Raw genomic sequence first — 12,978 nt, 5'->3', positions numbered from 1 at the left:
CGGATTTACTAGTTGCTTAAGCGACTAGTTTAATATTATTTCTCGTTGCGACGACGAACGATAAGTTTGTCAGATTTCGCTTTCTTGTTACGAGTTTTAAGACCAAGAGCAGGTTTGCCCCATGGAGTAGATGGTGCTTTACGACCAACTGGTGCTTTACCTTCACCACCACCGTGTGGGTGATCGTTAGGGTTCATTACAGAACCACGAACTGTTGGGCGGATACCTTTCCAACGGCTACGTCCTGCTTTACCAAGGTTTACAAGTCCATGTTGTTCGTTTCCGACAACACCAACTGTAGCACGGCAAGTTCCAAGAATCATACGAACTTCACCTGATTGAAGACGAACAAGAACGTATTTACCTTCAGACCCCAATACTTGAGCAGATGCACCAGCAGCACGTACCAATTCACCACCACGACCTGGTTTCAACTCGATATTGTGGATCAAAGTACCAACTGGGATGTTAGCAAGTGGAAGAGCGTTTCCGACTTTGATATCTGCTTCTGGACCTGAAACGATGCGTTGACCAACTTCAAGACCTTTTGGAGCGATGATGTATGCTTTCACACCGTCAGTGTAGTGTACAAGAGCGATGTTTGCAGAACGGTTTGGATCGTACTCGATTGTTTTAACAACTGCTTCAACGTTGTCTTTGTTACGTTTGAAGTCAACCAAACGGTAGAAACGTTTGTGTCCACCACCTTGGTGACGAACAGTGATACGACCGTTGTTGTTACGACCAGCCTTGCTCTTCAATGCAACAAGCAATGATTTTTCAGGAGTGCTTGTTGTGATTTCAGCGAAATCCAAAGAAGTCATATTACGGCGACCGTTTGTTGTTGGTTTATAAACACGAATTCCCACGATATTTCCTCCTTAGATTATTCAGCTTCAGCAGCAAACAACTCGATTGCTTTTGAATCAGCTGTAAGTGTGATGATAGCTTTTTTAGTTTTGTTAGTAAAACCAGTGTAACGTCCAACACGTTTAGCTTTTGGTTTTACGTTGATTGTGTTAACGTTGGCAACTTTAACACCTTCGAAAGCAGCTTCAACAGCTTGCTTGATCAAAAGTTTGTGTGCACGAGTGTCAACTTCAAATACATATTTTCCTGCTTCAAGTTGAGCCATTGAGCTTTCAGTGATGACAGGTTTTTTGATAACATCATACAAATTCATTATGCAAGAACCTCCTCGATTTTAGAGATAGCTGCTTGAGTAACAAGAAGTTTGTCACTATTTGCGATGTCAAGAACACTTGCAGTTGTAGCAGTCGCAACTTTCACGTTTGGAATGTTACGAGCTGAAAGAGCTGCGAATTCGTTTCCTTCTTCAAGAATAACAAGGACTTTAGAATCGATGCTCAAAGCTGCAAGAACTTTTGCAAATTCAGCAGTTTTTGGAGCTGTAAATTCAAGAGAATCAACGGCTACAAATTTATTTTCAGCAACTTTTTCTGAGTAAACAGATTTAAGCGCAAGGCGACGAACTTTTTGAGGAAGTTTGTACGCATAGCTACGTGGAGTTGGTCCGAAGACGATTCCACCACCACGCCATTGTGGAGAGCGGATAGAACCTTGACGAGCACGTCCAGTTCCTTTTTGACGCCATGGTTTGCGTCCGCCACCTGAAACAGCTGAGCGGTTTTTAACTGCGTGAGTTCCTTGACGAAGGCTAGCACGTTGGCTGATGATCACATCAAACACAACAGATTCATTTGGTTCGATACCAAAGATTGCATCGTTAAGAACAACTTCGCCCGCTTGTTTACCAGTTTGGTCGAATAATGTTACATTTGCCATTTTGACTGTATTCCCCTTTCCTTATTATTTACCAGCTTTAACTGCTGATTTGATAGTGATAAGAGATTTCTTAGCACCTGGTACGTTACCTTTGATAAGGATAACGTTCTTTTCTGGAACAACTTGTACAACTTCAAGGTTTTGAATTGTTACGCGGTCGCCACCCATACGTCCTGCAAGGTTTTTACCTTTGAATACGCGGTTAGGTGCAACAGGTCCCATAGAACCTGGACGACGGTGGTAACGAGAACCGTGAGCCATTGGTCCACGTGATTGTCCGTGGCGTTTGATAACACCTTGGAAACCTTTACCTTTAGAAGTACCAGTTACGTCAACAACGTCTCCAGCTGCGAATGTTTCAACTGTGATTTCAGCACCAACTTCCAAGCCTTCAACGTTTTTGAATTCACGAATGAAGCGCTTAGGAGCCGTGTTAGCTTTCGCTACATGTCCTTTAGCAGGTTTGTTGCTCAATACTTCGCGTTTGTCATCGAAACCAACTTGGATAGCGTTGTATCCGTCTGTTTCAACAGTTTTAACTTGAAGGACAACGTTTGGAGTTGCTTCAATAACTGTTACAGGGATCAATTCGCCAGCTTCAGTGAAGATTTGAGTCATTCCCACTTTTTTCCCTAAGATTCCTTTTGTCATGAGAAAATAGTTCCTTTTCTATATTTTTTATTCAAAAAGTTTTTAACGAGCGTTTTTTATGCTCAGGTCTAAGATACAAAGGGCGTCAAACTCAAAGTGAAAATAGGAAACTGACGCAGTGTCTAGCAGACACTAGGAAGTTTATCTTTTTCACACCGAGTTTAGCCCGTGTTCAATTAAATTGAAACACCAGCCTCTGCTCTTTTATATTTTAGATTAAAGTTTGATTTCTACGTTTACACCACTTGGAAGATCCAATTTCATCAAAGCATCAACTGTTTTTTGAGTTGGGTTAACGATATCGATCAAACGTTTGTGTGTACGCATTTCAAATTGTTCGCGAGAGTCTTTGTATTTGTGAGTCGCACGAATGATTGTGTAGAGGCTACGTTCAGTTGGAAGTGGAATTGGACCCGCAACTTGTGCACCTGTACGAGTAGCTGATTCTACGATTTTTGCAGCCGCTGTGTCAAGCGTACGGTGTTCGTAAGCTTTCAAACGGATACGGATTTTTTTGTTTGCCATCTTTTTCTCCTTTTCGTCTATTTAAGATAATAGGCTAGCTCCACAAGAAAACCGACGCGGTGTTGCGTGGCAATGCAACCGAGCGTGTCGCAACCTCTTGCATCAAAGCTAAAGCTGTAATTTACAGCACCATAATAGAATAACACAAAGCCCCTGCGATTGCAAGGGATTTGTTGCTGTTTTTTCGTTTTTTTACGATGAAACTGTTTTCCTATTTTTTCTTTTTAAAATTAGGGATTTTCTTCTATATAAACCGACTCCTCTTGACCTCAAATTTACCTTCTGATTGGTCCACTAGAATGTCCGCCCTTGACTCAGTTTCTTTGTAGTAGTGTAGATACTGCTCCCGTCTCATGTGATGAGTAGCCAATATAAAGGATGCATCGCGATTTCTCACAATCGTATCTCTAGCTAGTCGCCACTTTAATTCGGTCTCCTCATCCGTGTAAAAACAGATGGTTTTGTCAAAGAGTTCTTTGGGTAAAAAGCCAACAGACATCCCTTCGACAATCAGAATTGGCTTTGCTCCAGACAAGACCTCACTAGCTTTCCAAGGTTCTTCAATTGTTAAGATATCCATACCAGCCTTTAAAGCGAGAATGTCTCTTTCTAAACTTACCAGTTCATGAGCCACAGGTAAACAAGCGGTCACTTTTTGGTCTGGAGTCTCCTTTGGCACCATTAAATGACGATTTGAAGCAATGTAAGGATCGGTTTCCAATAAGTTTACCTTTGTAGAATCTAAAGCTTGGTACAATTCCTGTGCAAAGGTTGATTTACCTGAAGCTCCATGACCGTATATTCCCAGTGTCCTGATTTTTCCAGCTTCTATCTCTGAAACCAGTCCTTCTATTAAGTCGTTTTTCTTCACTCTCTCTTTACCTGTTCATAACTTTCTTTTCCGTCATTGAGCTTGTCCCAAATCACCACTTGCATACTTTTGAGCGATTTTTGCACATCGATGATTCTTTGGTTGGACGAGCCTCGAAACTGGAGCATGAGATTTCTCTTAGTTCGATCATACCGTCCATCGACAAGAATGTCAATCAGTGATAAGAGTTCCAATTTATCTGAGGTCTCCAGCATCATTTCTTCCCAAGTGTAGCCGGTCCAAGACCAGATGTCTTTGTCTGGCAATTCCTTCCGGATACGTTTAACGAGAGGTAAGAGAATGCCCGTATTGAGGAAGGGCTCCCCTCCCAGTAAGGTTAACCCCTGAACATAAGGCTGGGCAAGATCTGCCATGATTTGCTCTTCTAATTCTGCTGTGTAGGGAATTCCTGCATTGAAAGACCAAGTCGCAACATTATAACACCCCTCGCAGTGAAACATACAACCTGATACATAGAGAGAGTTGCGCACGCCTTCGCCGTCCACAAAGTTAAAGGCCTTGTAGTCGATGATACGGCCTTGACTGAGCTCCTCACTTTTCCATTCTTGTGGTTTTGGATTATTCATTCGCTACCTCTATCCAATAACGCTCGACTCCATTACGAACATCCTCAAGGAGCCCACCATTTGCTAGAATGACTGCTCTGCTAGCAGAGTTATTCACGCTACAGGTTACAAGAGTTTTCTTGATGTTCTTTGCCTTAGCAATTTGCAAGCCCTGACGGAGAGTTTCTTTACCATAACCTTTGCCTCTTTCTGATGGACGAATGGAGTAGCCAATGTGACCAGCACAATTCAGTAACCCCTCATTCAGTCTCAATCGCAGATTCAAAAAACCTAGAGCACGACCTACATCATCAAATGATACAAATTGAATAGAAGGAACACGATTTTCAGGCAAGTTTATTCCCATCTCTTTTTGCATATTTGTTTCCAACCACTCTTCATACACAAAGTTCTCTGTATCCCAAAATCCTCCATCATGGGCTGATTGGCTCTTTTCAAACTCTGCCATCATGTCTAAAACAGCTACCTTATCTGCTAATCTTGGTCTGCGTAGTTCCATCCTTACCTCCCACTGTGAGAAAAGTGAGAGCTGACTCTCATACTCTTCGAAAATCTCTTCAAACCACGTCAGCGTCGCCTTACCGTACTCAAGTACAGCCTGCAGCTAGCTTCCTAGTTTGCTCTTTGATTTTCATTGAGTATCACTTTTATTTTTTCTTATTCTTGTTTAAAAATTGTTCTCTGAGGCTAAGCAAACGTTCTTTCTTACCAGCTCCACCTTTAGAGTGTTTCTCGTGATAACGGGTCACTTGTGCACGCCCCTTATCGTCTAATTGATATTTTCCCATTTCATTTCTTTCTAATTTGTTACTTGATGCCCAGCTATTTTAATCGTTGAACCATTCATATGTTTGACACGCGCTGCGATTTCCTTGTGACGCCCATTGACCATAGGTCTCGCTTGAGGATTACCTAAATAGCCACAAGTCCGTTTAACAACGTCTACTGTTTTAGGATCGCTATTGCCACAGTTTGGACAAGCAAAGCCCCTCTCAGTTGGTTCAAAATCCCCTTCAAAGTCACACTTGTAGCAACGGTCTATTGGTGTATTGGTCCCAAGATAGCCCACACGGTCATAGGCATAGTCCCAGACAGCTTCCAGGGCCTTAGGATTTTGTTGAAGAACTGGATACTCACAATAATGGATGAAACCACCTGACGCACCTGCTTCTGGATAGACTTTCTCAAAGTCTAATTTTTCAAACGGTGTTGGATTTTTACGAACATCGTAGTGGAAAGAGTTGGTATAGTATTCCTTATCTGTAATATCAGGAATAGAACCAAACTTGTCTGTATCTAGTCGACAGAAACGGTCTGTCAAACTTTCAGACGGTGTTGAGTAGATAGAGAAATGATAGCCATATTGATCTGACCACTCTTCTACACGGCGTTTCATATCACGAATGATATCCAGCGTGAATTCCTTTGCTTCTAGATTGCTTTCCCAGCTATTTCCAAAGAAAACAGTAGCCACTTCGTACAAACCGATGTAACCCAGCGAAACGGTCGCTCGACGATTCTTAAAGAGCTGGTCAACACTTTCTTCTTTACCTAGACGATGACCAAAAGCACCGTATTGATAAAGTATAGGAGCATTTGCTGGTGTTGCTTCTTTAGTGCGTTCGACACGGTAAACCAGAGCATCTTCAGCGATATTCATACGCTCGTTGAAGATCTCCCAGAACTTATTCATGTCTCCCTCAGACTCGAGGGCAATACGAGGCAGGTTAACCGTCACAACGCCTAGATTCATCCGACCTGAATTGACTTCTACACCATTTTCATCCTTCCATCCTTGAAGGAACGAACGACATCCCATAGGAACTTTGAAAGAACCTGTCAACTCGATAATCTTATCATAGGACAAAACATCTGGGTACATCCGCTTGGTTGCACACTCAAGAGCCAACTGCTTAATGTCGTAGTTGGGAGTCCCTTCTTCCAAGTTAAGGCCTCTTTTCAGCGTAAAGATGAGCTTAGGGAAGATGGCTGTACGATGCTCCGAACCAAGCCCCTTGATGCGAATGTTTAAAATAGCTTTTTGAATTTCTCGTTCAAAACGACTGGTTCCCATACCAAAACCTAGCGAAGTAAAAGGTGTTTGTCCATTTGAAGTGAAGAGAGTATTGATTTCATACTCAAGGGATTGCATAGCATCGTAGATGTCTTTTTGGGTTTTCTTCCAAGCGTAATCTTCCCGTTTTTCAGGTAAGACCCATTCTTCCGCATCTTTGAGGTGTTTTTGGTAATTCTTCTCTGCATAAGGCGCCAAAACTTCATCGATACGGTCAGCTGAACAGCCACCATACTGGCTAGAAGCAACGTTGGCGATGATTTGCGAAATCTGTGCTGTCGCAGTCTGGATAGACTTGGGACTCTCTACCTCTGCATTTCCAATCTTAAAACCATTTTCCAACATACCTTTAAAATCAATCAAACAGCAGTTGGTCATAGGAGTATAGGGGCTGTAGTCCAAATCGTGATAGTGGATATCCCCTTTTTGGTGGGCATTGGCTACATGCTTAGGGAGCATTTGCAGTCCGATTGATTTTCCAACAATCCCCGCTGTCAAATCACGCTGGGTATTAAAGACATCGCTGTCTTTATTTGCATTTTCATTGACAACTGCCTGATCTTTATTAAGAAGCTTATGAATACTAAAGTTAATATCTGTCGCTTTTGAGCGCTCAAAATCTCTCTGTGTCCGATAAGTGATATACTCCTCAGCCAAGGCATATTCTTTGGCTTCAAGGAGTTCATGTTCTACGATATTTTGGATTTCATAGATCTTAACTCCCTGTGGAAATCGACTATGAATTTCTGTGACAATTCGCTCAGTCAGAGCATTTAGGCGCTTTTCGACTAAGGGTGTCACATCCATAACCTTGTCTGCCGCCTTGTGGAGAGCCTTGTCAATCTTGTCCACATCAAATACAACACGTCTCCCATCTCGTTTCTCGACGAAGAGAGTTGGCAAAATTGTAATTTTTTCTTCTAGTGCAATCATATGCATACTCTTTTCTAAAATGTTCTTTCTAAAAAGTATTATACCACTCTAAAAAGAAAAATCAATATCTTGTGTTAAAAATCCTAAAATTTTTAAAAATACACAAGATATTGATTTGGTTATTTGATTTTATAGACTTTAAACTCTGAGTAATCCGTCTTTACTGGTTGGTAATTTTCTTTCAAGATTGTTTCTACTTCAGACCAGACTGGCACCTTGTCATTTACCACAATCACCTTAGGTTGTTTTTCTTTCAAGTCATTAAGTAGCTTATTCCGGTTTTCCTCAGTTGCTGTATAATACATCGGGGACAAAATAGCCGATGGCGACAAACGCTCACTCTTACGATAAAGAGTCGCAGTATCATCCCATGCATAGATAGCATCTTCCGTATTTGTCTCCTCTTTTACCAAATCAGCAAGACGATCACGTTCTTGATAAGGTACCGGATAAAGGACAAACTTCATCAAAAAAGGAATAGACAAAAGATAGACAAGCCCTAAAACTGGCAGATATAGATTTCCTTTGAAGAAACGACTCCATAGGCTAACTGGCGTTTCTCTTCGTCTTCTTCTAACACTACGCCCCCTCTGTTGACTCTTAATATTGGTTACCAATAAAAGTAGGAAAACAGGGAAGACGACCATCAAATAAGAAGCGTGCAGAGGCTCTTGTGAAAAGAAAAGCAAAATCAAACCTAAAATTGTCACAAAACTTGCAGGAACCGAAATGACGTATAGTTTAGAAGGTTTGGATTGAAAGAGACCTAAAAAGATACAAACTACAAATCCCAAACCAAGGGACAACAAGCCATAAAAAGCCATATTCTCTAAAATTTTAGAAGTGAAATCAAAGCGAATACTGTCAATAGGATAACGAATACCACTAATGGCATCCCCAAAACTTCCTGTTGCAACACTATAGTAGGCAGTTGGATAAAAGACCAGTGAAAAACCTAAAGCCACTGCAAGAAACTGATAAAACCCATGCGTAAAGCGTCTATGCCCAAGGTTAAAGACCAACAAACCTAAACTCACTACTGCAATAAACAGAAGCGATGCCAAGGGAGCAAAGAAAAATCCGCCTGCCAAAGCTAGCCCAATCCGTACAAATCCCTTATCATGGCTTGGATTGCTTAGATAAGCCGCAACTAAACTAAAGGCCGCGAATAAGAAAGGAAGCGCTAAAAGAGTCGCATAACCTCCACCAAAAGCAAGACCTGTAACTAGCATGTAAAAAATAGTCACCACTTGTCCAGCTTGGTCTCCTTGCTCTGTCAAGGTGTCCGCTGATCTAAAAAGGAAAAATCCTCCTGCTACCAAGGCTAACCACTCAAAGATAGCAAAGAAAAATCCGCCCTGAGTCACGTAAGTCAGCAAATAATAAAGCAAACCTTGACTTCCATAATAGTCGCTGTAAATTTTCCCTGCCTGATGAAGCGCCCAACCTGCATAAAAATCCTGCACTTCTTGTGCACTCATTAAATCGAGTAATAGCGGTACTCCTAGAGTTATCCCCGTTACAAGCGTACTCCATAGTAAAATTTTCACCAAAGGAAGACGACTTGATTCACGATGATGCGATTCTTGTTCGATTTGGTATTCTAGAGGTTCACGATTCTCCTGATGAACTTCTTCTACTCTACCATACACACTCATATCGTTTCTCCTATTCAATTTATCTGTCTTAGTATATCAAAAAGTCCTAGGATTGTCAGCTTGCGATGGCTGTTTGAGTGATTTTTTGCATAGTTTCACAAAGGTTTCAATTTCTCGAAAGCGGTGTAAATGTGTCTGTTTGAATGTCAGGATATAGTTTATTTCTTTCTGAGTCAGCATCGTCCCTCCCTATATCTTTCTATTCGTAAAAAGCAAGAAAAAGAGGACTGGTTTGTATCCTCAGTCCTAGACTTCTTATAAGATAGGGGCGAATAACTGGGCGATTTCTTTTACAAGCTTTTGATACCAGCTCGTTTTGATAGAATGGGGATAAACTTCCTGAGAATCTGCAAATATATTTTGAAAATCTCGGGCGATTTCCATTATAGAAGGAGTTTTATAGAGTAAGACTGCATTTTCATAATGGTGTACCAAGCTTCGGTAGTCGAGATTGATTGTCCCCACCACCGCAAAATCTTCGTCTACCAACATCTGCTTACTATGAATAAAACCTGGACTATACTCATAAATCCGAACTCCAGCAGAAAGAAGGTCTGGATAAGCCCCTCTTGTGACTAACTGAATGAACTTCTTATCTGGTATGTAAGGGGTGACAATCCGAACATCGACCCCTCTCATAGCAGCATTTTTGATTGTCTCCGTTAAATCATAATCTATGATCAAATAAGGTGTAGTAATATAAACCGATTCAGTTGCTTGATTGATCAAACTCTGATAAACCTTTTTCCCTACCTGCGTTCGAAAAATTGGCTTGGGTCCACTTCCGTATGGAATGGTTAAACCGTCACTTGGGATAGAATGATTTTCTAAATGATATTGATCAAAATCACTAATCTCTCCTCGATTGATGTACCAAGTGGTTAAAAACAAGCGTGTCAGGGCTTTTACTGCTAGTCCGTCTAAGCGAATTCCACTATCCTTCCAATAACCAAATCTCTCGACGTGGTTAATGTACTCATCTGCCAGATTGACCCCACCAGTATAGGCTATCTGACCATCAACAATCAATATTTTTCTATGATCTCTGTTATTATAGGCCACTGTCAAACGAGGAATAACTTTATTGAATTTATGGGCCTCGATGCCTAGCTGACGAAGTCGATGTGCATAATCTCCTGTTAAAGTAGCCATACAGCCAATATCATCATAGAGCAGTTTAACTTCAATGCCTTGAGCGACCTTTTGCTCCAAGATTTCTAGAATACGATTCCACATCAAACCTTCTTCTATAATGTAATATTCCAAGAAGATAAATTTCTCAGCCTTTTTAAGATCTTCTACCATCTTTTTCCACATAGCTTCTCCGTTAGGAAAAAATGTAGAGGCAGTTTGATCATAGATGTCAGCATTGGTATCCATACTCAATAAGGACTTGATGACGCCATATGCCGCCTTATCACTTTCTTTTAATTCCTCTTTTAGTAACTGGCTATTTGCTTCTTGGAAATGCATGGAGCCTAGCTTCTTCAGTTGTTTGATTTCTTTTTTGGACAATCGCCTCTCACCAAACATCAGATAGAGCAAGGGCCCAAATACTGGTACAAAGGCTACTAACAACCAGGTTACCTTATTCTCAGGAGTCGTATTACGGTTGACTATCGAAATGATTGTGATGATACTCAGTAGAATGAGGACAGTAATCCATAAAATGGGAGCCATGCGTCCTAAATAAAGAAAGAGACCAAAAACCAGACAAAGTTCAAGTAACATAATCGAAATACTAAAGCCATACTTGGACATCAATAATTGAAATTTTCTATATTTCATATCCCCTCCTTGATATTTTGATACTCAATGAAAATCAAAGAGCAAACTAGGAAACTAGCCGCAGGCTGTACTTGAGTACGGCAAGGCGACGTTGACGCGGTTTGAATTTGATTTTCGAAGAGTATGAATGCTAAAAACAAGTAATTGATACTAGTATAACTCAGGTATTCGACAGAAGGCAAGTATTTATGATTATTTTCTAGGTAAAAGTAAAAAGGCTGAAAAATCCAGCCCTTCCTACTTGCATAGTCTTATTTAGTTAAAACGATTTGGTTCGATGGGTCTCTATCCATATCACCTACGATGATTTGATTACCGTTTACAGTGTAAATTTTGACATCATCGCCAATAATCATGCGTTGATTTGCTGCATCAAATGTGACCTGTTTGACTTTCTGATCCCCGTCAGATTCAAGCTCAGTCCATGTACCAGTCGTTCCAGTGACCACTAAAGTGATACGGTCTCCGTCATCTTGGCCTGTATAAGTCCCATCAATATCAGTCGGTTGAGCAACAGGTTGGTTTTGTACTGGAGCCGCTTGATTTTGGTTACCTCCTGCATTTGCAGTATTGGTATTCTGTTGAGCAGGCTGTTGAACTGGTTGTGTTCTTTGGGAACAAGCAACTAGCAAAGATACACTCGCTAAAGAAACAATAGAAAGTGCTGCTGTTTTGAATGTCATAATAAATGTCCTTTCTCTTGCCATGCTAGAGAAAAAGATTTTTCCTTAGTCAGCAATTCCCCTAGTATAACAAGTTCAAAAAAGGTGGTCAATTTATCTGCTCATACCCCAGTATGTTGCTCCGTACTTCTGAGATAAAATAGAGAGACCCTGTAATGAATAACAAGTCTTGCGTATCTGCTCTTTCTTCAAAATCGCTAATAAATTCTCTGTAAGAGGGAATTACATGGTAACCTGTTACATCTGTCTCGTCCAGAGAACCTTGATAGTCAAAACCAGTCACCTTGAGTTCCACCTGAGGCAAATTCTCAGTCAGATAACCCAACATTCCTTGATAATCCTTCCGTTTCAAGGCTCCAAAGAGGATTTGAGGTCGATAGCCTTCCTGCTCTTTTTCTTTGATAAATTCAACCAAGCGAGTCAAGGCAGGGAGGTTATGGGCACCGTCCAAGTAAATCTGAGGACGAATGCGCTCCAAACGACCAGCCCAATGGGTCTGCTCCAAGGACTGTCTTACAGCCTGTTCATCAACAGTTTCCTTTCTTTCTCCCATAAAAAGAAGAAACGTTTGCAACGCCAAGGCCGCATTTTCCTGCTGATAAGCTCCTTCTAAACCTATTTTCAACTGTGAAAGGTTAGCCAAAGAGCTTGAAAAATCCCCATTCAGCATTGAAAAATTCTGACCTGCCTGATAAAGGTCAACAGCTAAAGAGTCTGCTTTTTTCTGACAGACAAGTCTAGCTTCTGGAGGCAATTTCGCAATCACTGCCTTTTTACCAGCCTTAAAAATACCAGCTTTCTGCTCTGCAATTGCTGCTATACTGTCACCCAGAGTCTCCTGATGGTCAAGTCCGATGGAGGTGATGACAGCAATCTCTCCAGTTACCACATTGGTTGTGTCAAGTAAGCCACCAATTCCCACTTCTAGTAAAACCAAATCCACCTCTTGCTCCCTAAAGTAGAGAAAAGCAATCAGGGTCAGCAATTCAAAAAAGGACAACTGGTCATGGGTTTGCAAAAGCGTCTTTTCCATCTCCTTGACTTCCTCAGATAAGCGGATAAAGTCTGCGTCTGCTATAGGTTGTCCATTAATGCAGATTCGATCATTGATAGAGATGATATGAGGGGAGGTAAAGGTCGCAACTTTTTTGCCATGTCCCATAAATAATTCCCTCATGAAAGCAATGGTAGAACCTTTTCCATTAGTACCTGTTACATGGATAATAGGATAAGACTTCTCAGGATTCCCTAACAAATCCACCGCTTGCTGCATTCGGCCCAAACCTGATCGAAAATTCAAACCAATCCTACTATGAAGCCATTCTTCTACTTCAAACATACACATCTCCTTGACAAAAGTCTGATCAATTACCTAGCAAAATTCCGCAGATAACAAAAAACG

The 12,978-nt window shown here is 41.1% G+C and carries 14 protein-coding genes; all 14 read right to left on the bottom strand.

From position 1 onward, the window contains the following. Positions 1-35: 35 nt before the first annotated feature. Positions 36-869 (bottom strand): 50S ribosomal protein L2, encoded by an 834-nt coding sequence (gene rplB, locus DSY56_RS06470; protein WP_000512911.1) that lies wholly within the window; start codon positions 867-869, stop codon positions 36-38. Between the two features lie 17 nt (positions 870-886). After that, on the bottom strand, positions 887-1,183 hold the full coding sequence (locus tag DSY56_RS06465; protein WP_001055347.1) for a 50S ribosomal protein L23: 297 nt from the start codon (positions 1,181-1,183) through the stop codon (positions 887-889). Continuing rightward, complete coding sequence (rplD, locus tag DSY56_RS06460) at positions 1,183-1,806, bottom strand: 50S ribosomal protein L4 (protein ID WP_112444572.1); 624 nt, start codon at positions 1,804-1,806, stop codon at positions 1,183-1,185. Before rplD ends, DSY56_RS06465 begins: the two co-directional genes overlap by 1 nt. Before the next feature lie 24 nt (positions 1,807-1,830). Continuing rightward, on the bottom strand, positions 1,831-2,457 hold the full coding sequence (rplC, locus tag DSY56_RS06455) for a 50S ribosomal protein L3 (RefSeq protein ID WP_000160197.1): 627 nt from the start codon (positions 2,455-2,457) through the stop codon (positions 1,831-1,833). A 216-nt stretch (positions 2,458-2,673) separates the two neighbouring features. Then, entirely contained in the window at positions 2,674-2,982 is a 309-nt protein-coding gene (gene rpsJ / locus DSY56_RS06450) for a 30S ribosomal protein S10 (RefSeq protein ID WP_001284513.1), read from the bottom strand. A 244-nt stretch (positions 2,983-3,226) separates the two neighbouring features. After that, positions 3,227-3,853, bottom strand: coding sequence for a uridine kinase family protein (locus DSY56_RS06445; protein ID WP_112444570.1), 627 nt, complete (start codon positions 3,851-3,853; stop codon positions 3,227-3,229). After that, positions 3,850-4,440, bottom strand: coding sequence for an anaerobic ribonucleoside-triphosphate reductase activating protein (nrdG, locus tag DSY56_RS06440; protein ID WP_112444568.1), 591 nt, complete (start codon positions 4,438-4,440; stop codon positions 3,850-3,852). Before nrdG ends, DSY56_RS06445 begins: the two co-directional genes overlap by 4 nt. Next, the gene (locus DSY56_RS06435; protein ID WP_112444566.1) at positions 4,433-4,939 is read right to left on the bottom strand and encodes a GNAT family N-acetyltransferase; all 507 of its coding nucleotides are present in this window, start codon (positions 4,937-4,939) and stop codon (positions 4,433-4,435) included. Before DSY56_RS06435 ends, nrdG begins: the two co-directional genes overlap by 8 nt. A 148-nt stretch (positions 4,940-5,087) precedes the next feature. Continuing rightward, positions 5,088-5,228: a hypothetical protein gene (locus tag DSY56_RS06430; RefSeq protein ID WP_000521621.1), complete on the bottom strand. Its 141-nt coding sequence runs from the start codon at positions 5,226-5,228 to the stop codon at positions 5,088-5,090. Positions 5,229-5,239: 11 nt separating this feature from the next. Continuing rightward, complete coding sequence (gene nrdD / locus DSY56_RS06425) at positions 5,240-7,447, bottom strand: anaerobic ribonucleoside-triphosphate reductase (protein ID WP_164226540.1); 2,208 nt, start codon at positions 7,445-7,447, stop codon at positions 5,240-5,242. Positions 7,448-7,566: 119 nt separating this feature from the next. After that, positions 7,567-9,105 (bottom strand): damage-inducible protein CinA, encoded by a 1,539-nt coding sequence (locus tag DSY56_RS06420; protein WP_112444563.1) that lies wholly within the window; start codon positions 9,103-9,105, stop codon positions 7,567-7,569. A 255-nt stretch (positions 9,106-9,360) separates the two neighbouring features. Further along, positions 9,361-10,893 (bottom strand): cardiolipin synthase, encoded by a 1,533-nt coding sequence (gene cls, locus DSY56_RS06410; RefSeq protein ID WP_112444561.1) that lies wholly within the window; start codon positions 10,891-10,893, stop codon positions 9,361-9,363. A gap of 251 nt (positions 10,894-11,144) precedes the next feature. After that, positions 11,145-11,576: an SP_0198 family lipoprotein gene (locus tag DSY56_RS06400; RefSeq protein ID WP_112444559.1), complete on the bottom strand. Its 432-nt coding sequence runs from the start codon at positions 11,574-11,576 to the stop codon at positions 11,145-11,147. A gap of 88 nt (positions 11,577-11,664) precedes the next feature. Further along, the gene (locus DSY56_RS06395) at positions 11,665-12,915 is read right to left on the bottom strand and encodes a folylpolyglutamate synthase/dihydrofolate synthase family protein (RefSeq protein WP_112444557.1); all 1,251 of its coding nucleotides are present in this window, start codon (positions 12,913-12,915) and stop codon (positions 11,665-11,667) included. Between the last annotated feature and the right edge of the window lie 63 nt (positions 12,916-12,978).

This window comes from Streptococcus sp. 596553 (assembly GCF_900411395.1).
GTDB lineage: Bacteria > Bacillota > Bacilli > Lactobacillales > Streptococcaceae > Streptococcus > Streptococcus mitis_BA.
This window is presented reverse-complemented; position numbering and strand designations above follow the sequence as displayed.